The sequence below is a fragment of the Variovorax sp. W1I1 genome (genome assembly GCF_030815625.1).
In the GTDB taxonomy this organism is placed as follows: Bacteria; Pseudomonadota; Gammaproteobacteria; order Burkholderiales; family Burkholderiaceae_C; genus Variovorax; species Variovorax paradoxus_C.
The window spans coordinates 5,757,315-5,783,134 of the sequence record NZ_JAUSWZ010000001.1 but is presented as its reverse complement, the minus strand read 5'-3'; the positions used below and the strand labels follow the sequence as shown (position 1 = coordinate 5,783,134).

General features: G+C 69.1%; 23 protein-coding genes. 11 read left to right on the top strand and 12 right to left on the bottom strand.

The window, feature by feature from the left end:
* Positions 1-25 precede the first annotated feature (25 nt).
* Entirely contained in the window at positions 26-364 is a 339-nt protein-coding gene (locus QFZ83_RS26900; protein WP_306882033.1) for a hypothetical protein, read from the top strand.
* Positions 365-380: 16 nt separating this feature from the next.
* Here QFZ83_RS26900 and aqpZ read toward each other — a convergent pair whose 3' ends face one another.
* Positions 381-1,088, bottom strand: coding sequence for an aquaporin Z (gene aqpZ, locus QFZ83_RS26895; RefSeq protein ID WP_306882032.1), 708 nt, complete (start codon positions 1,086-1,088; stop codon positions 381-383).
* A gap of 179 nt (positions 1,089-1,267) precedes the next feature.
* Entirely contained in the window at positions 1,268-2,278 is a 1,011-nt protein-coding gene (locus QFZ83_RS26890; protein WP_307511407.1) for an NAD(P)-dependent alcohol dehydrogenase, read from the bottom strand.
* A gap of 101 nt (positions 2,279-2,379) precedes the next feature.
* Between QFZ83_RS26890 and QFZ83_RS26885 the strand changes: the two genes are divergently transcribed.
* Both QFZ83_RS26885 and QFZ83_RS26880 read left to right on the top strand, forming a co-directional pair.
* Positions 2,380-3,300, top strand: coding sequence for a LysR substrate-binding domain-containing protein (locus QFZ83_RS26885; protein ID WP_307511406.1), 921 nt, complete (start codon positions 2,380-2,382; stop codon positions 3,298-3,300).
* Between the two features lie 58 nt (positions 3,301-3,358).
* Entirely contained in the window at positions 3,359-4,405 is a 1,047-nt protein-coding gene (locus tag QFZ83_RS26880) for an ABC transporter substrate-binding protein (RefSeq protein WP_373457513.1), read from the top strand.
* Between the two features lie 67 nt (positions 4,406-4,472).
* Here the strand turns inward: QFZ83_RS26880 and QFZ83_RS26875 are convergent, their stop codons facing one another.
* The 6 genes from QFZ83_RS26875 to QFZ83_RS26850 form a co-directional block, all read right to left on the bottom strand.
* Complete coding sequence (locus tag QFZ83_RS26875) at positions 4,473-5,099, bottom strand: hypothetical protein (protein WP_307511404.1); 627 nt, start codon at positions 5,097-5,099, stop codon at positions 4,473-4,475.
* A gap of 53 nt (positions 5,100-5,152) precedes the next feature.
* Positions 5,153-5,992: a hypothetical protein gene (locus QFZ83_RS26870; RefSeq protein ID WP_307511402.1), complete on the bottom strand. Its 840-nt coding sequence runs from the start codon at positions 5,990-5,992 to the stop codon at positions 5,153-5,155.
* Complete coding sequence (locus QFZ83_RS26865) at positions 5,989-6,474, bottom strand: hypothetical protein (RefSeq protein ID WP_306882027.1); 486 nt, start codon at positions 6,472-6,474, stop codon at positions 5,989-5,991. The genes QFZ83_RS26870 and QFZ83_RS26865 overlap by 4 nt, the downstream gene beginning before the upstream one ends.
* Positions 6,475-6,481: 7 nt before the next feature.
* Positions 6,482-7,144, bottom strand: coding sequence for a hypothetical protein (locus QFZ83_RS26860; protein WP_306882026.1), 663 nt, complete (start codon positions 7,142-7,144; stop codon positions 6,482-6,484).
* Complete coding sequence (locus QFZ83_RS26855) at positions 7,144-7,755, bottom strand: hypothetical protein (protein WP_306882025.1); 612 nt, start codon at positions 7,753-7,755, stop codon at positions 7,144-7,146. The genes QFZ83_RS26860 and QFZ83_RS26855 overlap by 1 nt, the downstream gene beginning before the upstream one ends.
* Before the next feature lie 65 nt (positions 7,756-7,820).
* On the bottom strand, positions 7,821-10,109 hold the full coding sequence (locus tag QFZ83_RS26850; RefSeq protein WP_307511401.1) for an SdrD B-like domain-containing protein: 2,289 nt from the start codon (positions 10,107-10,109) through the stop codon (positions 7,821-7,823).
* 284 nt (positions 10,110-10,393) lie between these two features.
* Between QFZ83_RS26850 and htpG the strand changes: the two genes are divergently transcribed.
* The 8 genes from htpG to QFZ83_RS26810 all read left to right on the top strand — a co-directional run bounded on the left by htpG (position 10,394) and on the right by QFZ83_RS26810 (position 21,835).
* Positions 10,394-12,430, top strand: coding sequence for a molecular chaperone HtpG (htpG, locus tag QFZ83_RS26845; RefSeq protein ID WP_306882023.1), 2,037 nt, complete (start codon positions 10,394-10,396; stop codon positions 12,428-12,430).
* Positions 12,427-13,044 carry a hypothetical protein gene (locus tag QFZ83_RS26840; RefSeq protein WP_307511399.1) on the top strand — a complete coding sequence of 206 codons (618 nt, stop codon included), beginning with the start codon at positions 12,427-12,429 and terminating at the stop codon, positions 13,042-13,044. Before htpG ends, QFZ83_RS26840 begins: the two co-directional genes overlap by 4 nt.
* A 52-nt stretch (positions 13,045-13,096) precedes the next feature.
* Positions 13,097-14,446 (top strand): SWIM zinc finger family protein, encoded by a 1,350-nt coding sequence (locus tag QFZ83_RS26835; RefSeq protein ID WP_306882021.1) that lies wholly within the window; start codon positions 13,097-13,099, stop codon positions 14,444-14,446.
* Between the two features lie 55 nt (positions 14,447-14,501).
* Complete coding sequence (locus QFZ83_RS26830) at positions 14,502-16,058, top strand: DUF5691 domain-containing protein (protein WP_307511396.1); 1,557 nt, start codon at positions 14,502-14,504, stop codon at positions 16,056-16,058.
* On the top strand, positions 16,055-17,134 hold the full coding sequence (locus QFZ83_RS26825) for an AAA family ATPase (RefSeq protein ID WP_306882019.1): 1,080 nt from the start codon (positions 16,055-16,057) through the stop codon (positions 17,132-17,134). Before QFZ83_RS26830 ends, QFZ83_RS26825 begins: the two co-directional genes overlap by 4 nt.
* A 4-nt stretch (positions 17,135-17,138) precedes the next feature.
* Positions 17,139-19,481 carry a DUF5682 family protein gene (locus tag QFZ83_RS26820; RefSeq protein WP_307511394.1) on the top strand — a complete coding sequence of 781 codons (2,343 nt, stop codon included), beginning with the start codon at positions 17,139-17,141 and terminating at the stop codon, positions 19,479-19,481.
* 151 nt (positions 19,482-19,632) lie between these two features.
* A complete protein-coding gene (locus QFZ83_RS26815) occupies positions 19,633-20,844 on the top strand; it encodes a VWA domain-containing protein (protein WP_307511393.1) in 1,212 nt (403 codons plus the stop codon).
* Between the two features lie 4 nt (positions 20,845-20,848).
* Positions 20,849-21,835 (top strand): tripartite tricarboxylate transporter substrate binding protein, encoded by a 987-nt coding sequence (locus QFZ83_RS26810; protein WP_307511392.1) that lies wholly within the window; start codon positions 20,849-20,851, stop codon positions 21,833-21,835.
* On the opposite strand, the gene QFZ83_RS26805 is transcribed toward QFZ83_RS26810, so the two are convergent.
* Genes QFZ83_RS26805 through QFZ83_RS26790 form a run of 4 tightly spaced genes read right to left on the bottom strand, consistent with a single transcriptional unit; the run spans position 21,836 to position 25,755 of the window.
* On the bottom strand, positions 21,836-22,969 hold the full coding sequence (locus QFZ83_RS26805; RefSeq protein ID WP_307511391.1) for a hypothetical protein: 1,134 nt from the start codon (positions 22,967-22,969) through the stop codon (positions 21,836-21,838). It lies immediately after the preceding gene.
* Positions 22,970-22,977: 8 nt separating this feature from the next.
* The gene (locus QFZ83_RS26800; protein WP_306882014.1) at positions 22,978-23,739 is read right to left on the bottom strand and encodes a hypothetical protein; all 762 of its coding nucleotides are present in this window, start codon (positions 23,737-23,739) and stop codon (positions 22,978-22,980) included.
* Entirely contained in the window at positions 23,729-24,727 is a 999-nt protein-coding gene (locus tag QFZ83_RS26795; protein WP_306882013.1) for a hypothetical protein, read from the bottom strand. The genes QFZ83_RS26800 and QFZ83_RS26795 overlap by 11 nt, the downstream gene beginning before the upstream one ends.
* Entirely contained in the window at positions 24,724-25,755 is a 1,032-nt protein-coding gene (locus QFZ83_RS26790) for a glycosyltransferase family 2 protein (RefSeq protein WP_306882012.1), read from the bottom strand. The genes QFZ83_RS26795 and QFZ83_RS26790 overlap by 4 nt, the downstream gene beginning before the upstream one ends.
* Positions 25,756-25,820: the final 65 nt, after the last annotated feature.

The following is a 25,820-nucleotide window of genomic DNA, read 5'->3' as shown; positions in this document are numbered from 1 at the left end:
CAACCTGCCCTCAGGAGCACACACCATGCGCACTTCCTTCAAGCTTCTCGCCATTGGTTCCTTCGCTGCGCTCGCAGCGCTGGGCGCCGTCCATGCATCGGCCGAAACGACCGATGGCTCCGACTTTCATCCGCTGCAGATGAACTCGGCCGAAAACCCCGAAGTTCAGGCGGGCGCGATGGCTGCTGCGCGTCCGAGCGGCACCGAGGCTGTCGGCCAGTCGACCAGCGCGCCCGCGATGCTGTCGACGGTCTCGGACACCGAAGTGCAGGCCGGCGCCTTTGCCGCTTCGCACCCGGCCGGCACCGAATCGATCGGCCAGTCGACCTCGCTGCCGCTGGTGAAGTCGGCCAACGGCAGCTGATTGCGGTCGACGACGCTCAGTCGTCGTTGCCGTTGCTGAGAACGGTGCGGTAGATCACTGCGCCGATGATCGCGCCCACGATGGGCGCGACCCAGAAGAGCCACAGTTCCGACACCGCATAGGACGGCCCGAAGAGGGCCGGGCCCGTGCTGCGCGCCGGGTTCACCGAGGTGTTGGTCACCGGGATCGAGATCAGGTGGATCAATGTGAGGCAGAGGCCAATGGCCATGCCCGCGAAGCCGCCCGCTGCGCGCTTGGCCGTCGAGCCGAGGATCACGATCAGGAACACGGCCGTCATCACCACTTCGCACAGCGCTGCGGCATACAGGCCGTACTTGCCGGGCGAGTGTTCGCCATAGCCGTTGGTCGCGAAGCCGCCGATGTCGGCACCCGGTTTGCCCGTGGCGATGAGATAGAGAATGCCGGCCGCCGCAATCGCGCCGAGCACCTGCGACACGATGTAGCCCGCGAGTTGCGATGCCTTGAAGCGGCCCGCGGCTGCAAGGCCGATCGACACCGCCGGATTGAAGTGGCCACCCGAAATCGGCCCCAGCGCATAGGCCCCTGTCACCACCGTGAGACCGAAGGCCAGCGAGACCCCGAGCAGGCCGATGCCCACACCCGGAAAGGCCGCCGCCAGGACCGCGCTTCCGCAGCCTCCGAGCGTGAGCCAGAAAGTACCAATGAATTCGGCCGACCACTTTTTGTAGGTACTGTGTTCCATAACGCTCCATCCTGAAGTTGAGAAAGCGCGCCGGTCCAGGGCCGAGCGCGGGCGCATTCTGAGTCGAGAAATCAGGGGCGTCGAGCACCTTGTTGCGGTGAACGGAATCTCTTCACGGATCGCGCAAGTTTTGTACGTTGCCGCAACTGCGTTGCATGTGAACGGAAGGCCTCAATACTTCAAAGCGTGATGACGATCTTCCCGAATGCGCCGCGTTCCAGGCGGTCGAGCGCGGCGGGCAGCGCATCGAATTCGTACTGCGCAGCGATCACGGGCTTGAGCGCGTTGATGTCGATGGCGCGCACCAGATCTTCGAGCGCGCGACGATGCCCGACGCCGATGCCTTGCACCGTCGCGCAGCCAAGCACCATTGCATAGAACGATGCGCTCAAGGTCTCGCCGCCGAGCATGCCGATGATCGACACGCGCCCGCCCTGTTTTGCGGCCTGCAGTGATCGATCGAGGTTCGGGCCGCTCGACAGTTCGAGCACGTGGTCCGCGCCGCGGTCGTTCGTGAGCCTGCGCACTTCCGCGGGCCAATCGCTGTCGCGCATCAGCACGTGCGAGGCGCCGAGCGCGAGCGTTTGTTCGCGCTTGTCCTCGCTCCCCGTCACCACGATGGCTCGCGCGCCATGCAGCCGCGCGATTTGCAAGCCGAACAGCGCGACGCCGCCGGTGCCGTGGATCAGCACGGTTTCGCCCGCGCGCAACGCGCCGGTTTCGGCGAGCGCGAACCATGCGGTGAGTCCTGCGCAAGGCAGCGTGCTGGCTTCGGCCAGGTTCAGCGTGGCGGGCGCGGCCACCGCCCACGCCGCGTCGATCAGCACATGCGATGCGAGCATGCCCGGCCCAGGCCCGCCGGCGAGCACGGCGTCGCTGTGCCAGTGGCTGTCGATCCACCCGCCCCAGAAGGTGCTGACGACGCGATCGCCTACGGCGAAGCGCGTCACGCCAGAGCCCGCGGCCACCACCGTGCCCGCCATGTCGGAGCCGGGCGTGAAGGGCAGGTCGAGCTTCATGCCCATGCCGTCGCGAATCATCAGGAGGTCGCGGTAGTTGAGCGACACGGCGCCGACCCGCACGAGGATCTGGCCCGCGTCTGGTACGAGCAGCGGCGCCTCGGCCTGTTCGAGATGGGCGCGGCCGAATTGGGGAAGCTGCCAGCGGCGCAGCGTCTGAGGTTCTTGCATCGAAAAAGCTCCACGAAAAACAGCGAAGCCTTGATGCTATTGATGATGAAAACTATCCGGTGGCGGATAATTTTCTTCAACACGACGCCTGAAAGTATCCAATGAGCCAGCGCCTGCAGGGCATCGAAGAGTTCGTCGCGGCAGTGGAAGCGGGCAGCTTCGCCCTCGCGGCGCAGCGGCTGCATGTCACCCGTTCTGCGGTTGCCAAGAGCATCGCGCGGCTCGAGGCGCGGCTGAACACGCGGCTGTTCCTTCGCACCACGCGCAGCCAGAGCCTCACCGAGGAAGGCCATGGCTACTACGAGCGCTGCCGCCGCGCGCTGGCCGAACTCGACGCGGCCGAAGCCGTGACCGACACGGCGCGCAGCACGGCAGCGGGCCTCGTGCGCATCAGCATGCCGGCCATGCTCGGCCGGCTCAAGGTCGGCCCGCTGCTGCTGGCCCTCGCGCGTCGGCATCCGGCGCTGTCGCTCGAACTCGCGTTCAGCGACCGGCGTGTGGACCTGGTCGAAGAGGGGCTCGATCTCGCGATCCGCAGCGGCGAGCTGGCCGACACCTCGGAACTCGTCGCACGGCCGGTCGGCGTGCAGTGGATGGTGCTGTGCGCCGCGCCCGCGTACTTGGCCGAGCGCGGGCATCCGCGCGGCATCGAGGCACTCACCGCGTCGCAGACACCGCACGAAGCCGTGCTCTATGCGCGCGACGGACAGGTCTCGACCTGGCACTTCCACGGTGCCGACGGCCGGCTTGTCGACGTGACGCTTCCTTCGCGCCTGCGCTGCGACAGCGCCGAGGTGCTGCTCGAAGCAGCCATCGGCGGCATGGGCCTGGCGCGCCTTCCCGCGTGGCTCGCGGCGGATGCGCTGGCTGCCGGCACGCTGGTGCGCGTGTTCGAGGAGCCCAAGCCCTTCGGCTTCGAGCTGAACGTGATCCGCTCGCGCAGCCGCTACCTGCCGTTCAAGACGCGCGTGGTGATCGACTGGCTGGCCGAGCACCTGCCGCCGCTGCTGGTCGCGCCGTGACCTGCAAGGCGGGCGCTATCCTGCGCCTTCGAACCCCCACCGATCCGAGGAGAAGCACATGCGCATCCCAGCCAACCGGAACATCCCGGCCGCCATGGCCTTCGCCGGCTTCGCGGCTTTCTTCCTGCCGTCGCAGAACGCGGCCGCGCAGGGCACCGTCAACGCGCTGTGCAGCACCGACGCCGGCTGGTGCGAAGCCGCCGCGGCAGCCTTCACGCGCGAGACCGGCATCAAGGTGCAGCAGGCGCACAAGGGCACCGGCGAGATCGGCGCGCAGCTGCGCGCCGAAGCCGCGAACCCCAAGACCGACATCTGGTGGGGCGGCACCGGCGACCCGTTCCTGCAGGCGGCCGAGCAGGGCCTGCTCGAGCCCTATCGGCCCGCCTACATCAACGACCTGCACGACTGGGCAGTGCGGCAGTACGCGCTGTCGCAGAACATGGTGGGTGGCTTCTACACGAGCGCGATCGGCTTCGGCTTCAACACCGATGTGCTCAAGAAAAAGAAGCTGCATGAACCCAAGTGCTGGGCCGATCTGGTCAAGCCCGAATACAAGGGCGAGATCGAGATCTCGCACCCTGCATCGAGCGGCACCGCCTACACCATCATCGCGGGCCTCGTGCAGCAGATGGGCGAGGACGCGGCCTTCGACTATCTGAAGAAGCTGCACAGGAACGTGACCAGCTACACCCGCAGCGGCCAGGCGCAGGCGCCCAACGTTGCCAAGGGCGAAGTGGCCATCGGCGTGAGCTTCATCTTCGGCTTCGAGCGCTGGCGGTATGACAAATTTCCTGTGAAGACCGCCGCGCCGTGCGAAGGCACGGGCTACGAGATCGGCGGCATCGCGCTCGTGAAAGGCGCGCGCAACAAGGAGAACGCCAAGCGCTACTACGACTGGCTCATGAGCCCGAAGGGCCAGGCCATCGGCGGCACGGTGGGCAGCCTGCAGTCGCCGGCCAACAAGACCTTCAAGCCCGATGCGCGCATTCCGTCGATGGCCGATGTGAAGCTCATCAAGTACGACTTCCAGAAGTACGGGCAGGCGGCCGAGCGCAAGCGGTTGATCGATCGGTGGACGCGGGAGGTCGAATCGCAGCCGCGATAAGGCTCAGCGGGGCTCGGCCTCGCTCGGCCCACACCTTGCCGGCACCGCCGCAGGGCGTGCTGGCAGGTCAGGGCGTGCTGGCCGTGAACGTCACCGTGCCGTTGTAGGTGCCGGCAACGCGGCTGGCCGAGTTCAGGTACGAGAAGGTCCAGTTCGCGTTGCGCTGCGTCACCAGGTTGTTGAAGCTGGTGCCGACAACGTTCACACCGCTGCCCGTGCCACTGTTGGGGATCGCCGGCGCGGGCAGGTTGGCGTCGCTGGAGGCGATCGTGATTTCCGACAGGGGAATGGTGTTCGCGCCATTGGCGAGCGGTGCGGTCGCGGTGGCGCGCAGGATGACCTGTCCGGCGTTGCTGCGCACCTCCACGGGCAGCATGTTGCCGTTGGGCGTGACCGCGAAGCTGGGTGCCGCGCCGCTCCAGTTCACCGCCATGTTGTTGCCGGCGGCGGGCGTGGTGGGAACGCCGGGAATCGATGGCGTGAGCGTGAAGGTCACGGTGCTGGTCGTGCCGCCGGGTGTGGGGAAGGCACCGTCGCCGATGCGAAAGAAGATGAACTTCTGGATGCCGATCGTGAAGTCCAGGCTCGCCTGCGTGCTGCGCGGAACGTTGGTGCTGGTGGCCGAGGTGCTGGAGTCGGCCCGCGCGGCGGGCATCGTCGCGGCGATGCTCGCCGCGCAGGCGATCGCCGCCATGCCGCGAACTGTGGTGCGAGTGCGTCGGGCACGCCGCATGTCCGCGACAAGCCTCACTTGAGCTCCGCGTCCACCTTGAAGCTGCCCTTGTCCCAGTCCAGCGCGCCGCTGGTCTTCACCGGATAGACGGGCTCCGGCGCGGGCTGGCCGCTTTCGGACTTGGGCACCAGCGCGAGCGTGCGGGTCTGGCCCGGCAGGATCGGCGTGCCCTCGGGCACCAGCTCGAAGGCGCGGCCCTTGCTGTCGGTCGCGTCCAGGCTGCCTTCGAGGCGGCCGTGCGCGTCGCCGGTGTTGGTCACGGTCACGAGGGTGCGGCGCTTGCCGCCGGCCACGCTGCTCGCGATCTGCTTCATCTCGAGCTTGGGCTCTGCGCCGTCGAGCATGAGGTACACCGCGACCGCGATGCGCCCGGTCACCGGCAGGCTCAGGCTCGCGCCGCCGCCCTGGATGATGGTCTGCTGCGCGGGCTCGGTGCCCTCGATGGCGATCATGAAGCGGCACTCGCCGCGCGGCGAACCCGCCGGCGGATCGATCTGGAAACGGAACGATTTCTTGCCGCGCGCCGGCACCGTCACGCTGCGCCGCTCGAGCGCAACCCAGGGCCGGCAACTGCCGGGCTGCAGGTCGTCGTGGTAGGTGATGTTGCCGTCGGCCGAGTAGCTCCAGTCGATGGTGCGCACCGACACCTCGGTAGGGGCCGACGCGAGGTTGTGGATGTCCAGCGACTGGCCCAGGCGCACGCCGCTCTTGCCCGACACCTCGAAGCGCGAGGGTGAGACGGCGATCTCGAACGGCGCGGCCGTCGCGGCCCCGGCGCAGGCCAGCAGCAAAAAGAAGGAGGAAGCGCGCAGCCATTGCGGCAGCGTGCGGGTGTGAAGAAGAAACTTGTTCATGGCAGGGTCTCGATTTCGAAGATCGATTCGAAGCTCAGGGATGCGCCCGATGGCAGGCGGAGTTCGCGCGGATCGATGCGCAGTGTCAGGTCGAAGGTCTCGTTCATCCACGGCGTGGCGACGGTGCCGCTCCAGACCGGCACGCGTTCGCCCGGGCGGGCGGTGCCGCTCGCGAAGGCGCCGTTGCCGCGCCACTGCACCTGCAGGCCCGAAGGCGAGCGCAGGCCCGGGATGCCCGCGGGAATCACATAGAAGATGCGCGCGCGCCGGCCGATGTAAGGCGCGGTGGCGAGCCGGTATTCGATGCGCCCGAACGGCAGGTTGAAGCTGGTGCCGTCGATGGGCTGCGCGTTGCGGAAGTCGGTGTTGACCTGGGCGCGCGGCGAGGTGGAGTCGTCCAGCCGGGCGACCAGCGCGCTGGCCGGAAGCGCCAGGCACAGCAGGAGGCCGGCACATGCGGTGGTTTTCAGAAGGGCGTGCATGCGCGCGTCACTCCATGGACGCCGTGAAGCGCACGGTGCCCTTGTAGTTGCCGGCCGGGTAGACGACGTCGTTGTCGTAACTGAATTGCAGTCGGGTCGCGCTCATCGCGTTCGACTGGTAGGTGTAGCCCAGGCAGAAGATGATGAGCGGGAACGAGCAGAAGGTCGCGTTGGCATTGAAGCTCGCGATCTGCTGGTTGTTGGTGTCGTTGAAGCGGCCGTTCTGGATGTCGCCCGTGGCGGCGGCGCCGTTGTTGCTGGCGACCCAGCTGATCTGGCTGAAGGGAATGATGGTGCTGCCGCAGCCGCCCGACTGGCAGGGCAGGCCCGCCAGCGAATCGACCTTGAGCGTCACCGGCCGTGCGGTGCCCGACGAGTTCGCGGGCCGGATCGGCGTGACCGAGACGTCGATGGTCTGCGAGCCTGTCACCGCCGTGGGCGTCAGGGCCACGTTGTTGCCGGTCACGCTGAACGCCACGGTATCGATGCCGGTCAGGGAGCCGACGCGCAGCGAAATGGCGTAGACGCCGCCGTTGTCCGACACCGTCGTGATGACCGCGCCGGCGGGCATGGCGGCACCCGCCGCCAGCACCGCGGCCCCGAGCAGGCCACGCCACCGGCGCCGTGCCTTGCGGCCGGATCCGTCGACGTGCGCTGCCCGGAAATGCATCAGATGCCCTGTGCGGTGTAGGTGATGGTGGTGGTGTACGTGTTCGCGAGCCAGCTGGCCGGCGTGCCGCCCAGAGCGTACGTCCAGGTGCCCGTGGCCACCGTGTTGGAGGCGAACGGCGTCGAGGCGCAGGCGCCGAGGTTGGCGCCGGGGTGCGGCAGCGTGCCGGTCGTCGCCACCGTGAAGTTGGCGTTCGTCGGGCCGCCGGTGGCGTTCCATGCGGCCACTGCGCAGTTGATGGTGCCGGCGCCGGCGTTGGTCCAGGCGTACACGGTGAGCGCGCCGGCGGCGGTGGTGGTGGTCACGGTCGGCGCCGCGCCGCTCCAGTCCACGTTGGTGTTGGCGGCCGTGGCCAGGGGGGTGGTCGGCGCCACGCCGGGGATGCTCAGGGCCGACGTCCAGCTCACCGTGTCTTGCGTGGTGTTGGTTGCGCCCACGCGCAGCAGGATGAGCTTGGGCACGACCACGCTCAGCTTGACATTGGCCTGCGCCGTGATGGTGCCGGTGCCCGAGCCGTACTGGCTTTCGGCCATGGCGGCGCCGCCGGTGAAGAGGGAGAGGGCTGCCACGGAAATGGCGAGCATGCGATGGGCGATGGAACTGCGGATCATGAAATTGCCTTGGTTGAGAAAGATGAAAGGAGACACACGAAAAAAGACCGGGAAAAACACGTCGCTCATTCGCCCACCTTGACCACGGGGATCTCGGCGGTGGCCTGGCCACGCAAGGGAACATTGACCCTCACGCCGCTGTCGCCGGCCGCACCCCAGGGGAGCGGCACGCTGTCGAGGGTGAGCGTCAGTTGATGGCGACCGGTCGTCACCAACGGGAATTCGAAACGGCCGTCGCGGTCGGTCGTGGTGCGGTAGCGGCCGTCCAGCTGCACCTCGACGCTGGCGACGCCGCCTTCGCCGGATTGCTGCGCGCCGTCGCGGTTGGCGTCGAAGAACACGCGCCCGGCGACGCTGCCGCCGCCCGCGCCTGTCCCGTTGCCGCGCACGCCGGCGGTCTGGAAGGCGGCGCCCGCGCTGCCCTCCCAACGCAGGTAGATATAGGCGGTCTTGTCGTTGCTGCGGTAGAGCTGCGGGCCGGAGATCGACGTCGGCACCACGGCGGCGCGCGCCTGGTTGAAGCTGGCCGCGAAGCCGAGGCGCCAGCCCTTGGCGAGTTCCTTTTCGGCGGTGAGCGAGCCCGAGAGGCCGCGGCTCGTATAGAGGCCGCCGCTTTGCGAGGTGTAGCGCAGGTTGCCGGCGATGTTGAAGCTGCTGTCGAGCCAATAGCGGAACTGCACGCCCGCCGTGGGGTAGTCGCGCGCCACGCCGCCGCTCTTGTCATGCGCGTAGCCCAGGGTGGTGGTGAGCTCGGGGCGCATGTTCTCGTAGCGGCCACCGATCCAGTCCTGCTCCCACTGCAGCTCCTGGCCGGTGGCGGCCTGGTCGCCTAGCACGATCAGCTCGTTGCGCCGCACCGTGAGGCTCAGACGGCTGCGCGGGAGGTCGAAGAAACGCGTCTGATAGAAGGCGTTGCCGTAGAGGCTGCGCGAGTCGGCGCTGCTGCTGGCCGAGCCGCGCTCGGCCTTTTCGTAGCGCGTCTGGTAGACGCTCACGCTGCCGCCGGCCGACGTGTTGCGGTCGAACAGGTACTGGAAATTGCCGTTCGCACCGGTACGGCTGTAGCCCGAGAGATTGAAGTTGGCATCGGGCTGCGCGCGCTCGTAGTCGAGGCCGCCGCCCCAGCTCATGCGGCTCGTGTTGCGGTCCACGCGCCAGTAGGCGCCGCGCGTGCCGGTGGCCACGGCGTAGTCGCCGAAGTACAGGTTCGGCTTTGCGGTGTAGGCCCCAAATTCGTGGCGATAGAGGCCGGTGCGCGCGCTCGCCTCAACGAAGAGCCCCTGCGAATCGCCGGTGGCGACGCCAGGCGTCTGCGAACTGATGCGGCTGCCCAGCAACGTGGCGCGGACCTTGAAGTCGCCGCTCTGCGCCACCTCGCGGCCGTAGCCCAGCGACGTGGCCCAGCTCGTGACGCTCTTCGACCCGAAGCCCTGGGCGGTGAGCGGGTCGATGTAATACGCGGGGATGTCGCGCGCCTGGTCCACCTGTGCGGCGGCGAACCACTTGTCGCCCAGGCGCTGGGTGAGGCCGAGCCAGCCGAGCGTGCCCTGGCTCTTCTCGAAGCCGGGATAGGGGCCGCCGGTCAGGGCGCCTCGTTCGCCGAAGCCGGCGCGCAGGTCGGTGCCGTTGTTGAAGATGCGCGTCGATGCGCCGCGCACCGTGGTGCTGCCGAGCGACAGGCGGTAGTTGCGGCCCAGACCCTCGGTCAGTTCGCTGTAGATGTCGCCTACCGCGCTGTCGGCGAAGGTGTTGGGGGTGATCGGAAAGCCGAGGTTGCGCAGCGTGATGCGGCCGCTGCTCGCATCCCGCGCGTAGCCGAGCGATCCCACGCTGCTGCCGCTCGCCAGGCTGTTTCCGCTCAGATGCCGCCCATCGGCCTGCAGCACGAACTCCCCGTAATTGAGCGTCTCCTGTCGATATTCGAGGCGCTGGCCGAACTCGGTCGCGCGCTGCCGGCCGTAGCCCGAAGCCTTCGAATCGCCGAAGCCGACGCGGCTCTCGACCAGCCAGGCGCGAAAGCCCTGCGGCTGTTCGGCCTCCCCGGTGGCGTCGTCGGCGGATGCGGCGCCGGCTTCCGGCGCGCTCATGAAGTTGTCCTGGTAAGCCTTGGGAGCGGCCTCGATGAGCGCCTTCAGGCGTACCTGCTCGGCCTGGGCGCGGTCCATCGACTGGATGCGGGCATCAGCCACGATGGACGGCACGGCTGCCGCCTTGGTGGGGCTGGTCTCGGCCCGGGCAAGGCCGAGGCCGAGGCAGGCCAGCATGGCCGCGCAGCCGGCAGCCAGCCGCGCGGCGACGAGGCGCCACGGCATTCCGGCCGGGCCGGCGGCAATCGACGGTGCCACGCTCGTCATCGAAAAACATCTCCGTTCCTTTGGGCAGTGCGGCCCCGGTTGCAATCACAGGGAGCGGAGAGTAATTCACAAATGTTAATTTCGGTAACTTATATGATGCAAAAGTTCACATTTTGGAGGTCGGTGCCAAATTGTTCCGAGCCAACCGTGGAAGCTGCGCGCGTTCACCCGCTCAATCGTTGTTTTTCGAACACTGCGCCCTCAGTTGAAGAAGTTGGCGCTGCGTCGTCTTTCGGTCGCCGCGCCGACTTAGAATTTTTTCGATTTCGACATTTCTCTCTCTCATGGCTGACTCCTCCAACACCAAACTCCCCTTCCAGGCCGAAGTCGCGCAGCTGCTGCACCTCGTCACGCACGCGCTCTATTCCAACAAGGAAATCTTCCTGCGCGAGCTGATCTCGAACGCGTCCGACGCGTGCGACAAGCTGCGTTTCGAGGCGCTCGACCACCCCGAGCTGTACGAAGACCAGCCCGAGCTGGACGTGCGCCTCACCTTCGACAAGGCCGCCCGCACCCTCACCATCACCGACAAGGGCATCGGCCTGTCGCGCCAGGAAGCCATCGACAACCTCGGCACGATCGCCAAGAGCGGCACCAAGGACTTCATGAGCAAGCTGAGCGGCGACCAGAAGGCCGACGCGCAGCTCATCGGCCAGTTCGGCGTGGGCTTCTATTCGGGCTTCATCGTGGCCGACAAGATCAGCGTCGAATCGCGCCGCGCCGGCCTTCCGGCCGACGAGGGCGTGCGCTGGGTCAGCGGCGGCGCCGGCGACTTCGAGGTGGCCGACATCACCCGCGCCGAGCGCGGCACCAGCATCACGCTGCACCTGCGCGACGACGCCGACGAATACCTCAACGCCTGGAAGTTGAAGCAGATCGTCGGCAAGTATTCCGACCACATCTCGCTCCCGATCCTCATGGAAAAGGAAGAGTGGAAGGAAGGCGAGAACGACCAGCCCGGCGACATGGTGAAGACCGGCGAGTGGGAAACGGTCAACAAGGCCAACGCCCTCTGGAGCCGTCCCAAGAAGGACATCACGCCCGAGCAGTACGAAGAGTTCTACAAGAGCATCAGCCATGACTACGAGGCGCCGCTCGCCTGGAGCCACAACCGCGTGGAAGGCAGCACCGAGTACACGCAGCTCCTCTACATCCCCGCCAAGGCGCCGTTCGATCTGTGGAACCGCGACAAGAGCGCGGGCGTGAAGCTCTACGTCAAGCGCGTCTTCATCATGGACGACGCCGAGGCGCTGCTGCCGAACTACCTGCGCTTTGTGAAGGGCGTGATCGACTCGGCCGACCTCCCGCTGAACGTGAGCCGCGAGCTGCTGCAGGAAAGCCGCGACGTGAAGGCCATCCGCGAAGGCAGCACCAAGCGCGTGCTCTCCATGCTGGAAGACCTGGCGAAGAAGCAGAAGACCTCGCCCGAGAGCGGCGAAGGCAAGATCGACGTGGGCTCGGGCGAATCGGTGCCGGCTCCCGAGCCGACCGAAGCGGTGACGGACGTGGTCGATAAGAATGCGCCCACCGCAGCCGAAACTGCTGCCGCTGCGGCGGATGAGTCGGGCAAGTACGCCAAGTTCTACGCTGAGTTCGGCGCGGTGCTCAAAGAGGGCCTGGGCGAAGACATGGGCAACCGCGACCGCATCGCCAAGCTGCTGCGCTTCGCCTCCAGCACCAGCGACGCCGTGACCGTGAGCCTGGCCGACTACAAGGCGCGCATGAAGGACGGGCAGGACGCCATCTACTACATCACGGCCGACACCCTGGCCGGCGCCAAGAACAGCCCGCAGCTCGAGGTCTTCAAGAAGAAGGGCATCGAGGTGTTGCTCATGACCGACCGCGTGGACGAGTGGGCGCTCAACTACCTCACCGAGTTCGACGGCACGCCGCTGCAGAGCGTGGCCAAGGGCGCGGTCGACCTGGGCAAGCTGCAGGACGAGGCCGAGAAGAAGGCGGCAGAAGAGGCCGCCGAATCCTTCAAGCCGCTGCTCGAGCGCCTGAAGGAAGCCCTCAAGGACAAGGCCGACGACGTGCGCGTGACCACCCGCCTGGTCGACTCGCCCGCCTGCCTCGTGGTGCAGGACGGCGGCATGAGCACGCAGCTCGCGCGCATGTTGAAGCAAGCCGGCCAGCCCGCGCCCGATCTGAAGCCGGTGCTCGAAGTCAACGCCGAGCACGCGCTGGTGAAGAAGCTGGAGAGCTCCGAGCACTTCGAGGACCTCGCCAACATCCTGTTCGACCAGGCGCTGCTCGCCGAAGGGGGTCTCCCGGCTGATCCCGCCGCCTACGTGAGGCGCATCAACGCGCTGCTGGTGTGACGATCCGGCCGCGCACCACTTTTCGTGCAGCAGCCGTCGTTCCGGCGGCGCTGCTGGCGATGCTCCTGGTGAGCGGCTGTTCGCACTATCACATCGGCATTCCGCTGGTGCCCGGGCTCTCGCTCGGGCTCGGTGCCACCAAGGACGGCAATTTCTCCGTGGGCTTGAACACCGGCTGGGGCCCGCTCGGTGCGGGCGTCTCTGTCAACAACACCGGCGTGGTCGCCGGCACCGCGGGCGTGGGTGTCGGTGTCGGCATCGGGCCGATCGGCACCGGCGTCGGCGTGGGCAAGAGCGTGGTGCTGCACGACCCGAATGCGGGCAAGCCGGGGTACGCGCCCGCGGGCGGCGCCGCACCGGTCACCACGGCGGCGGTCGGGGCCACGGTGCCGATTTCCGGGACATCCGGTGTCACCGGTGCCGCGCCCGTGGCGCTGGTTTCGCCGGCTGCGCCGCTCACTGTCAGCAAGGGCGGGGTGACCCGGCCGGTTGCCAACCCCGCACTTCAGCAGCAAGCGCCCGCGGTGCGCGTTTCCTACAGCACACCGGCCCCTGCCGCTGCCGCCGCTCCGGCGGGCAGCCTCGGCACGCCGGGCAATCCCATCGCGCCCTGATGGCCGCGTCTTTCCATTCATCCGCGCCGCGGACCGGCGCGAGGGTGCCTCGATGACTCTCAGTACAGAAGCCGTTTTGGCGCTCGCACCCGACGATGCGTCGGCCAAGGCCGCCAAGGGCCTGCTCGCCCCGGCCAAGTGGCCCACGCTAGGGTATTCCGACGAAGCCGTCTGGGGCGAATGCCAGGGCAGCGGCAGCAAGCCGTACCAGACGCAGGTCGATCTCTCCGGCCCCGTTTTCCGCTGCTCCTGCCCCAGCCGCAAGTTCCCCTGCAAGCACGGCCTCGCGTTGATGCTGCTGCGCGCGCAAAGCGGCGCCAGCTTCACCGCCGCCGCGCCGCCGCCGTGGGTGGCCGAGTGGATCGCCTCGCGCCGCGACAAGGCCGAGAAGAAAGAAGCGCGCGCCGCCGAACCTGCGGCCGCGCCCGATCCCGCCGCGGCCGCCAAGCGCGACGCGCAGCGCTGGAAGCGCATCGAGGCCGGCGTGCAGGAGCTCGCGCGCTGGCTCGACGACCAGACCCAGCGCGGCCTCGCCGCGCTCGGCAGCGAGCAGCAACAGGCCTGGGGCGCGATGGCCGCGCGCATGGTCGATGCGCAGGCGCCGGGGCTCGGCCAGCGCATCACGCAGGCGGCCGAACTCATCGGCGTGGGCGATGGCTGGCCGGCGCGCCTGCTCGACCGGCTGGGGCGTCTTCAACTGATCGTCGATGCGGTGCCGCGCCGCGAGTCGCTCTCGCCCGCCACGCTGGCGGACCTCCGCATCGCGCTCGGCTGGCCGCAGGACCGCGAGGGCCTGCTCGCGGATGGCGAACGCATCAGCGACCACTGGCTCGTGCTGGGCCAATGCATCGACGAGCGCGATGCAAAGCTGGTCGAGCGCCATGTGTGGCTGCAGGGCCGCGCGAGCGGGCGACGTGCGCTGCTGCTCGACTACTCGCATGGCGGCCGTGGTTTCGAAACCGGCTGGGTCAGCGGCAGCGAGCGCGCCGCGGTGCTGTGCTTCTATCCGGGCCACGCGTCGCAGCGCGCGCTGGTGGCCGAGCTTCTGGCGGACGCGCCTGCATCGACGGCACCCGCAGCCGATACACCCGATGAGTGGCAACGCATGGCACAACAGATCGCTGCCAACCCCTGGCAGCCGTTGCTGCCGATGGTGTGGGCCGAAGCCGTGCCCGCGCGTTACGGCGACCAATGGTGGCTGCGCCTCGACGCCGCGCCGCAGGCCTTGCCGATGCAACTGGCGACGCAGGAGGCGTGGCAGTTGCTCGCGCATTCGGGCGGCGCGCCGTTGCGCGTTTTCGGCGAATGGGACGGCGAGCAGTTCGCGCCGCTCACCGCCTGGGCTTCGGGTGCAGCGGCCGGGAGTGCGCCGGTCTGGACCTTGGCTGGAGTGCGCGCATGAGCCGCCGGGCCGCTCCCAAGGCGAATACCGCAGCGCGCAGCGCGGAGGTCATCGAATGAGTCACTGGAACACCCTGCTGCAGAGCGCACTGGTCGGCACCGCCCGCCAGCCCGTGCCGGCGGCCGATGCAATGGCGGGCGAATTCGGCGGTTTGCTGCAGGCGATCCAGTCCGGCGACGCGCAAGGTCAGTTGCTGCGCGTCGCAGGCGCCGTCGCCATCGGGCGCCGTGCGGGCTTCGTGGCGCCGGGCCTCTCGCCCTCCGATGCGCCGATTGCCGCCGCGGATGAACGCCCCGTGCTGAACGATCCCGCGCTGCAGGCTGCCATCGCCGATGCGCTGGCAAGCGGTCCGCTGCGCCTGCAGCACGAAGGTCTTGCCGCGGTCACCGCCGCGGGCCTGCGCCTCCCCCACAACCTTCTGCCCACCGCGCTCGACGCCGGCCGCCGCGCGATCGACCTGCGGCCTTCCGTGATCCCCGCGCTCGGCGAGCGCGGCCTCTGGCTCGCCGCGCGCAACGACGACTGGCGCTATGCCGTCGGCGCCAGCGAGCAGGCCGATGCGCAGACGCGATGGGACGAAGGCAGCCTCGAGCAACGCCGCGCGGTGCTCGTCGAACAACGCCGCAGCGACCCGGCCGCCGCGCGCGATCGTCTCGCCGCGGAGCTGCCGCAGCTTCCCGCCAAGGAGCGCGCCGCGCTGCTTGGCGCGCTGGCCGAGAACATCAGTCCCGACGACGAAGCCTTGATCGACGCCCAGCTCAAGGACCGCGCCCGCGACGTGCGCCAGGCCGCTGTCGAACTGCTGCAGCGCTTGCCCGCCAGCGCCCACGTTCAGCGCATCGAAGCCTTCCTCGCACCGCTGCTCTCGCAAGTGGGCGACGCATGGCAGTTGAACGCCCCCGAGGCCGCCGACCCGCGCTGGAAAGACGACGCCATCGACCCCGTGCGCCCCACCCACGACAGCCTCGGCGAGCGCGCCTGGTGGCTCTACCAACTCGTGCGGCAGACGCCGCTCTCGTGGTGGACCACGCACACCGGCATGACGCCTGCCGCGCTGCTCGGCTGGGCCGAGAAGAGCGACTGGAAGGACGCCCTGTTCCGCGGCTGGAACGAAGCCATCCTCGCCACGGCCGATGTCGACTGGGGCGATGCGATGCTCGACCACCACCACACCCGATACAGCCAGCGCGCCTGGGTCGGCCAGTTGCTGGCGCTGCTGCCCCGCGAACGGCGCGAGCGCCACTGGGTGATCGAACTGGGCCTCGCGGACAGCGGCGTGCAGAACGTGATCGCCTTCGCCGACCAGGCCTGCGCACCCGGCGAAACGCCATCGGCCGAACTCTCGCTCCAGCTTGCGGCCGCGCTGCGCACCCGCGTGGAGCGCGGCGACCTCGTCAACGACTACGTGCTGCGCCAGGTGCTCGGCAACGCGGCCGCGCTGCTGCACGCCGATGCGCTGCACCTGCTGGCCGACCTGCCGCGCGCGGCCGAGGAAAGCCCCGGCCTCGCGAGCGCCCTGAGCGACACCGCGCGCATCGTGCGTGCGCGCCAGCTCTTTGCGACCCTTCGTCTTTCGTCCACTTCTTCTTCCTCATCCCAAGGCCGTCCATGAGCAATGTCCTGCGCCAGCATGCCGAACATCAATTCGCCGAAGAACTCGATGCGCTCCAGAAGGTCGACGACCGCCAGCGCCCAGCCAACTGGAAACTCTCGCCCTGGGCCGTGCTCACCTACCTGATGGGCGGCAAGCTCGCCAACGGCTTCGAGGTCAGCCCCAAGTACATCGGCAATTCGCGCCTGATGGAGATCGCCGTTTCCACGCTCGCCACCGACCGCGCGCTGCTGCTGTACGGCGTGCCGGGCACGGCCAAGTCGTGGGTGTCGGAGCACCTGGCCGCGGCCGTGAGCGGTGACTCGACGATGCTGATCCAGGGCACCGCCGGCACCAGCGAAGAGCAACTGCGCTATGGCTGGAACTATGCCGAGCTGCTGGCCCACGGCCCTTCAGAAAAGGCGCTGGTGCCGAGCCCGCTGGTGCACGCCATGCGCCTCGGCAAGATCGCGCGCGTCGAAGAACTCACCCGCATCCCGGCCGACGTGCAGGACACGCTGATCACCGTGCTGTCGGAAAAGACGCTGCCCATCCCCGAACTCGGCAGCGAGGTGCAGGCCGTGCGCGGCTTCTCGGTGATCGCCACCGCGAACAACCGCGACAAGGGCGTGAACGAACTCTCGAGCGCGCTGAAGCGACGCTTCAACACGGTGGTGCTGCCGGTGCCGGCGAGCGAGGCCGAGGAAGTGCAGATCGTGGTCAAGCGCGTGTCCGAGCTGGGCCGTGCGCTCGCGCTGCCGGCCGAGCCGCCCGCGCTGCAGGAAGTGCGCCGCGTGGTGCAGATCTTCCGCGAGCTGCGCAACGGCCAGACCGAAGACGGCAAGACGCGCATCAAGTCGCCGACCTCCACGCTCTCGACGGCCGAGGCCATCTCCGTCATCAACAGCGGCATGGCGCTGGCCGGCCATTTCGGCGATGGCGTGCTGCGCTCGGCCGACGTGGCTTCGGGCCTCATCGGCGCGGTCATCAAGGACCCGGTGCAGGACCACGTGGTGTGGAAGGAATACCTGGAGACCGTGGTGAAGGAGCGCGCCGACTGGAAGGACCTGTACCGCGCCTGCCGCGAGCAACTCTGAGCCCATGGCTTCACCGCTGCATTACTTCGGCATCCGCCACCACGGCCCCGGCTGCGCGCGCAGCCTGCTGCGCGCCTTCGAGTCGCTGCAGCCCGACTGCATCCTGGTCGAGGGCCCGCCCGAGGCCGAGGGCCTGCTCTCCTTCATGGCGCATGCGGACCTGCGCCCGCCAGTCGCGATGCTGGTGCATGCGAACGACGACACGCGCCTGGCCGCCTTCTATCCCTTCGCCGAGTTCTCGCCCGAGTGGCAGGCGCTGCAGTGGGGCGTGAAGCACGCGCTGCCCACGCGCTTCATCGATCTGCCGCAGGCGCATCGCATGGCCATCGAGCAGGCGGCGCGCGCGGCCGACGAGGCCAAGGCTGTGGAGGCTGAAGCGCCCGCCGAGACACCGCTCGACGACGACGAGACCGACAAGCTGCCGGTCGCCGAAACCGTCGAAGAACCCGTGGAAGAGCAGGCTGCCAACGCACTGCCCGACGATCCCTTCGACTGGCTCGCCCATGCCGCCGGCTATGCCGATGGCGAGAGCTGGTGGAACCACATGGTCGAGGAGCGCGGCGACGGCGAAGACCTGTTCGGCGCCATCGCCGAAGCCATGACCGCCGTGCGCGCCGAGACGCCCGAAGACCGCCGCGGCCAGCGCGCGATGGAGCGCGAGCAGCTGCGCGAAGCCTTCATGCGCCAGTCGATCCGCGAAGCCGTCAAGGCCGGTCACCAGCGCATCGCCGTGGTCTGCGGCGCCTGGCACGTGCCGGCGCTGCAGGGCACGGTCACCGCCAAGGCCGATGCGGCGCTGCTCAAGGGCCTGCCCAAGCTCAAGGTGCTCGCGACCTGGGTGCCGTGGACCTATCGCCATCTCACGAGCGCAAGCGGCTATGGCGCGGGCATCGATTCGCCCGGCTGGTACGAGCACCTGTGGCAGCAAGGCGAGCAAGTGGCCGGCCGCACAACCGGTTGGCTTGCGCGCGTGGCAAGGCTGCTGCGCGAACACGATCTCGATTGCTCCTCCGCTCACCTGATCGAGGCCACGCGGCTCGCCGAAACGCTCGCCGCGCTCCGCGAGCGCCCCGCGCCCGGCCTGCCCGAGCTCGACGAGGCGGTGCGCAGCGTGATCTGCATGGGCGAGCAGGCGCCGCTCACGCTGATCCACCAACGGCTCACCGTCGGCGACCGCATGGGCCAGGTGCCCGCCGAAGTGCCGACCGTGCCGCTGCAGCGCGACATCGAGCAGGCGCAAAAGAGCCTGCGCCTGAAGCCCGAGGCGACCGCGAAAACGCTCGACCTCGACCTGCGCCAGCCCAACGACCTCGCGCGCAGCCACCTGCTACACCGGCTGCGGCTGCTCGACTTGCCATGGGGCGAAATCACCGCCGGCCAGCGCGCGAGCCGGGGCACCTTCCACGAGGTGTGGCAACTGCAATGGCAGCCCGAGTTCGCGCTGCGCATCATCGAAGCCAGCCGCTTCGGCGCGACCGTGGCGCATGCCGCGAGCGCACGCGTGATGGAAGGGCTGGCCGCGGAAACTTCGCTCACGGCGCTGGCCGAACAGGTCGACATCGTGCTGCTGGCCGACCTGCCGGTTGCCGTGCAGGCCGTGACCCGCGCGCTCGAAGATCGCGCCGCGCTCACCGGCGACGCGGTGCAGCTCATCGGCGCGGTGCCGCCGCTGGCCAACGTGTTCCGCTACGGCAGCGTGCGCCAGACCGACAGCGCGCTGCTCTCCCACGTGCTCGACAGCCTGATCGTGCGCGGCGCCATCGGCTTGCCGATTGCCTGCGGCGCGCTCGATGCCGAAGCCGCCGAGGCGCTGCGCACCCGGCTCATCGCCACGCACGATGCGGTGCGCTTGCGCGACGGCGAAGAAACCACCGCCGCCTGGCGCGCCGCGCTGCGCTCCATCGCTTTCGGCGAAACCGGCGCGCCGCTGCTGCGCGGCGTGAGTTGCCGGCTGCTGCTGGACGATGCGCAGATCGACAGCGACGGCGCCTCGCAGCAGCTCGCGCGCAACCTTTCGGCCGGCGCACCGCCGACCGAGGCCGCGGCGTGGCTCGAAGGTTTTCTCAACCGCAACGCGATGGTGCTGCTGCACGACGAGGCCGTCTGGTCGCTGGTCGACCGTTGGCTTGCGGGGCTCGGCGAAGAACACTTCGTGCAGGTGCTGCCGCTGGTGCGGCGCAGCTTCGCGGACTTCTCGGGTTCGGACCGGCGCGCCCTCGGCGAGCGTGCGAAACGCGGTGCGGTCGGCGGCACGTTGCTGACGGCCGTGGCCGCCACCGACTGGGACGAAACACGCGCGGTGCTCGCGCTGCCGCTGCTGCGGGAACTGCTGGGAGTGAAAGCATGAACGTTCGCTCTTGCTCCCTCTCCCCCTGGGGAGAGGGTTGGGGTGAGGGCATGGGCCTTCGCACCTGCACCGCCTTCGCTGTCGTCGCTGGCCCTCACCCCCGCCCTCTCCCCAAGGGGAGAGGGAGCAACACGAGCACAGAGGCGACTCAATGAGCGCGAATCTTCAAGACCCCGCCGAAGACAAGACACTGCCGCCCACCGACCGCCTACAGCGCTGGCGCCTCGTGCTCGGCAGCGAAGCCAATGCCAGCTGCGGCGCCGTCGAGGGCCGCGTGCGCGAGATCGACCAGGCGCTCGCCGCGCTCTACGAAGCCGATGGCCGGCGCGGCCTCGGACAGGGCGGGCAGCGCGGCGGCCGCGGCGATTCGGCGCCCAGCGTGGCGCGCTGGCTCGGCGACATCCGCAAGTACTTTCCGAGCCAGGTGGTGCAGGTGATGCAGCGCGATGCGATGGAGCGCCTGAACCTGCGCCAGATGCTGCTGCAGCCCGAGATGCTGGAGAACGCGCAGCCCGACGTGCACCTGGTCGCGAACCTCGTGGCGCTCGCGAGCGTGATCCCGGCCGGCACCAAGGACACCGCGCGTGCCGTGGTGCGCAAGGTGGTCGACGAGCTCATGAAGAAGCTCGAGGAGCCGATGCGCAGCGCGGTGAGCGGCGCGCTCAACCGCAGCCAGCGCAACCGCCGCCCGCGCCATTCGGAGATCGACTGGAACCGCACCATCCGCGCCAACCTGCGCCACTGGCAGCCCGAATACCGCACCGTGGTGCCGCAGACGCTGGTCGGCTACGGCCGCAAGGCCCGCCAGCCGCAGCGCGAGGTGATTTTGTGCATCGACCAGAGCGGCTCGATGGCCGCCTCGGTCGTCTACTCGAGCATCTTCGGCGCGGTCATGGCGAGCCTGCCCGCGGTGGCGACCAAGCTCGTGGTGTTCGACACCGCCGTGGTCGACATGACCGAGCAGCTGCAGGACCCGGTGGACCTGCTGTTCGGCGTGCAGCTGGGCGGCGGCACCGACATCAACGGGGCGGTCGGCTACTGCCAGAGCCTGGTGCGCGAGCCGCGCAACACCATCCTCATCCTGATCTCCGACCTGTACGAAGGCGGCGTGGAAGACAACCTGCTGCGCCGCGCCAACGAGCTGGTCGAGGCTGGCGTGCAGTTCATCGCGCTGCTGGCGCTCAGCGACGAAGGCGCGCCCGCCTACGACCGCGATCTGGCTTCCAAGCTGGCCGCGCTCGGCGTGCCGTCGTTCGCATGCACGCCGGACGCGTTTCCGGGGCTCATGGCTGCCGCCATCAAGCGCGAAGACGTCGCAACCTGGGCCGCGGGCCAAGGCCTGAAGACCAGCCGCGCTGCTTGAAGCGATGCCTGGCCTGTCCCGACGCAAGCTTGCGGCACTGGCCCTCGCGGCCGTGTCGGGCACGTTGGCCCGGGTGGCGCACGCGCAGCGCGAATTCCCGTCCCGGCCGATCCGCTGGATCGTGCCGTACCCGCCCGGCGCCATCGCCGACATCGTCGCGCGCACCGTCGGCACCCAGCTGGCCATCGACACCGGCCAGCCGGTGCAGATCGAGAACCGCGCCGGCGGCAACACCGCGCTCGGCGCCATCGAGGCGGCCCGCGCGCCGGCCGATGGCTACACCGTGCTCTCGACCGACAACGGCACGCTGGTGTTCAACCCGGCGCTCTACCGCAACCTGAGCTACGACCCGGCGCGCGACTTCGCGCCGGTCACGCTGCTGGGGCGGTTGCCGATGGTGCTGCTGGTCGGTCCGTCCAGCGGCGTGAAGGATGCGCGCGCTTTCATCGCGGATGCGCGGGCCTTTCCCGGCAAGGTCAGCTTCGCCTCCGCCGGCACCGGCACCGTGCAGCACCTGGCGATGGAACTGCTCCAGCGCCAAGCCGGGCTGCGCATGGTGCACGTGCCTTACCGCGGCGCCGCGCCCGCGCTGGCCGACCTCGCGGGCGGGCAGTTGCCCGCGATGATGAGCGACCTGGCGGCGGCCAACCGTTTCATCCAGGGCGGCAAGGCGCGCGCCCTCGCGGTCGCCAACGCCACCCGCCTGCCGCAACTGCCCGCGGTGCCCACCTTCGCGGAGCTGGGCCTGCCGCGGGTCGAGGCCGCCGCGCTCATGGGCCTGGCGGTGCCCGCGGGCACGCCGCCCGAGCTGGTGGCGCGGCTGCAGCAAGCGATGGCCAGCGCGATCCACAACCCGGTTGTGCTGCGCAAGCTCGCCGAGTTCGGCGTGGAGCCGGTGGGCAGCACGCCGGCCCGGTTCGAAGCGCTGATCGGCGATGAAACGGCGCGCTGGCATCCGCTGATCAAGGATCTCGGCTTGTTGCTCGACTGATCAAACCGGCGGCGTTGCCGCCGCCAGGCTGTGGAGCAGCGCCGTCCAGTGTTCCAGCCGTGCGATGGCCGCCTGACGTCCTTTTTGCGCGGCCTGGTGGGCATCGCCGTTGTCGGCCAACGCGAGCAACTCGCCGGCGGCCGTCGTCACCGCGCGCGCGAAATCCCCGGTGCGGCCTTGCCACACCACGATGCGATGGTGCAGGCCCAGCTGCGCGGCGCGCTGCGCATTGATGGCTTGCTCGGGCTGGTCGGTCAACAGAAGCAGGATCGGCTTGCGATACACCGCCGCGATCGACAGCGCCGCCATGCCGGGCGCCGAGACGATGAAGGCGCTGCGCGCGGCCATCTCGATCCAGTGCTCGTCTTGCGCATGCCAGCCTGCGCGCTGCGCATAGCCTTCGCCGACGAGGTGCGCCGGCACGCGCGCATCGGCCAAGCCGCGCTCCAGGCCGTCGGCCAGCGCGGACTCCTGGAAATGCGGATTCAGGTAGACCGCGGCCTGCGGCGCGAGGTCGTCGTGCGCTTCCGTGTCGGCGCCCATCACCGCCACCGGCGTGGCGAGCCGGTGACCGCCGCGGCCGTCGTCCTGCGGCGCGCCGTAGGCGAAGTCGTGCGCGATGCGCGCGCGGCTTCGGTCGATCTGCCAGGCGACGATGCGGCCGAAGATGCCCGCCATCCATGCCGGCATGCGCCCGCTGAAATTGGTCTCCAGCGCATGCCGCAGGCTCGCGCCGTACACGTGCACGACCTTGCGCCGCCAGCCGGGCATCCAGCCCATGAAGAGCAGCGCGGGGTGGAAGGAGTCGTTCACCACCAGGTCCGCATCGCGGAACCACGCGCGCAGCCGCAGGATGTCGCGCAGCATGCGACCCGGGCGGAACACGTAGTGCGCCACGTTGCGGTCGGTCTCGCGGCGCAGCATGTTCTGCTCGCGGTCGAACTGCACCGCGTAGTGGCGCGAGAGCACCGGCGCCTCGATGCCGAAGCCGGCAAGAAAACGCGCGCCTTCGTCGGAGGTGGTGAGCACCTGCACGCTGGCGCCAGTGGCGCGCAGCGAATGCGCGACGAGCTGCGCGCGCATCAGGTGGCCGCGCGCGTCCGCGGTCGCGAGGTAGACGATGCGCGGCGGCATCGACGGACTCAGGCGGCGACCGGCCGCGCACGGCCCGGGCGCAGGCGCAAGGCCAGACCCGCGACGTACATGCCCAGCGCGCCGGTGATGCCGAAGCCGCGCTCGGTGTCGCGCACCTCGTGCATCAACTGCGCGAGCCTGGCTTCTTCGTGCGGCGCCACGCAGCGCTGCAGCGTGTGGCTGCACAGGCGGATGTGGCGGTCTTCATCGGCGAGCACGCGCGTGAGCAGCGGATGCAGCGCGTGCTGCGGGCCGATCAGCGCGCAATGGCGCTGCAGGATGCGCGAGGCCATCTGCTCGGCGGCAAGGCCGATCGCATAGGCCGGCACGAGACCGCCGTGCGCGAAGTGCGGCGCATGGCGCTGGATGAGGCGCTGCCAGCGCGCGAGCTTGCGCTGGCTCAGCCAGTCGGGCTGCGGCGCTTCTTCGGGCGATGCAGCCGCCTGCGCGGTGCCGCCGCGCTCGACGATGGCATCGGCGAAGAGGCGCGCATGCAACTGCTCGTCGGCCAAGTGCTGGTCGAGCTGGCGCGTGAGCCATTCGGGGGCGCTCGTGCGCAGCTCGCGCTGCAGCGCCTGCTCGGACGATTCCTCGCCGACGAGGTACAGGCGCAACAGCATCACCTCACCGGCGCGGCTCGCATGCATCTGGCGCAAGGCGGCGCGCTTGATGTGATGCACCAGCCGCGCCTGCAGCGCCGGCCAGCCGCGCAACTGCGGCGGCGCGAGGCAGTCGAATGGGGTGGTCGGCGATGTGGCGTCAGCGTCCATTGGCCTTGGCCACCGGGGGGTGCTGCGGTTGCTGTTGCTGCCAACCGAGCACGAGGCCGATGAAGCTGTCCTGAAGGAACGCGCGCGCCGAGGCATCGGCGCCGGCGAACTCGCGCTGCTGGCCGTCGTAGCGCACATAGCCCTTGCCGCCCGCGGCGCCGAGCACCAGCTTCTCGTTCTTCTTGAAGCCGCGCTGCATCAACGGCTGCAGCAGCGATTGCGATTCGAGGCCATAGAGGAACAGGTCGCGCTGCACCACCTGGCGCGGGATCTGCCCGCTCAGCGCCTGCAGTTCGAGCGACCAGTTGCCTTGCCGCATCGCTTCGGAGAGTTCGCTGCCCTTGGCCGAAGACGCGCGGAAACGCGCACGCGCCACCGACTTGGAGGCGCGGCTCAGCCCGAGGCCGACGGTGACGTCCGCATCGGTGGCACCGCCCGTGCGGTTGTCCTGCACCTGCACGATCTCGTTGGCGAGCCGCGCGGCGATGGAAGGCTTGGAAAGCGTCTCGCTGATCTGCGCCGGCGTGAACACGACGCGCTCGGCGCTGCCCTCGATCACCACGACCTGGTACGGATCGATCTTGATGTCGCCGAACTCGCCGCCGATGGGCGAGTGCGCATGGCTGCTCACCGACCACTCGTTGCCCGAGCGGCTCAGGAGCGCGTGGAAAGTCAATGGCACGCGCTGGCCATTGCTGCGCGACTGGCCCGAGCCCTGCAGCAGCACATCGCCCACGATGGTCTTCTCGCCGTAGACGCGCGGGTTGGCGAAGCGGATGGTGTGCGCGGCGCTGTCGAGCGCGGCGCGCGTGTCGGCATCGTCCAGCGCGAGGCGGTTGCACTCGTTGGCGGGGCCCGCGAGCGCGGAGAAGGGGCAGCCGCTGTCGGACTTGAAGTTGAAGATGCCGCGGCCGGTGAAGTCGGCGGCACCGGCTGTGACGCATGCGCTTGCCAGCACGAGAAGGCTGAGGATGTTTTTCTTGTTCATGTCGGGCGATGGTAGGAAAGCGCTTGGGCATCCGCGTTGGTGCGGCCCGTCGTGTGCAAGCCGATGCCGCGTGCGAAAGCGCCCAGCATGTCGATGGCCGAGAAGCCCACGATCAACGCCACGCCCGCGAGCCAGCGCAGGCCGCGCAGCGGAGGGAGGTCTTGGTGATTGAGCGCGCGCACGCTGAAGCCCAGCCGGGTGAACAGCACGCACAGCGGCCCGATCGGACCGCTCTTCGCCAGCCATTGCCAGCGCGCCGACACGTAGCTGCGCAAGAGGTGCGGGGTGAGCGAGTAGGTGTCCTGACCGCGCATCCAGCGCAGCTTGAGCGCCTCGGCGCGCGTGTCGGGCAGGCGGTGCTCGGTGTGCGCCGCGGCCGCGTAGTGGATGGGCACGTTGGCGGCCTTCAGGCGCATGCCCAGCACCTGGCAGTGTGCGCGGTACACGCCATCGAGCGCCTGGTAGCTGTGCTGCTCGAACACGTCGCGGCGGAAGGCCACGTTGTTCGCGTAGAAGTTGCTCGTGGCGCCCGCGTGGTCTGCATTCGGGAAATACATGAAGTCGATGGTCGTGAGCGCGGTGCCCACGATATTGGCCGCGTAGCTCGTGCGGCCTGCCACCACCGCGGGCGCATCGGCGCCGCGCGTGAAGGGGATGAGCATCTGCAGCAGCCAGTCGTCGGCGGGCAGGCAGTCGGCATCGGCGAACACCACGTGGTCGCAGCGCGCCGCATCGGTGGCCGCGAAGCCGACGTTCTTGGCGTCGTAGTAGCCGGTGGCGGCGTCGATGCGCACGAAGTCGATGGGCCGGCCCGCCAGCGCAGTGACGGCTTCGCACGATGCGGCGCTCAGCCCGTCGTGCGTGATGACCACCTGGGCCAGGGCCGAGAGCGGCACCTGCTGCTTCGCCAGCAGGGCGACGAGGCGCTGCAGGCTGGTGCTCGCGGCGGCTTCGGCATCCGCTCCGCCGCGCAGGTTGTTGGTCTCCAGGACCAGTGCGCAACGCGCGGCAACTTGATCGGGCATCATCGAATTTTCCTGTCCGGACATTGTTTTGAAGGCTTGCATCCTGCTTTTATCTCACAACCGCCGCT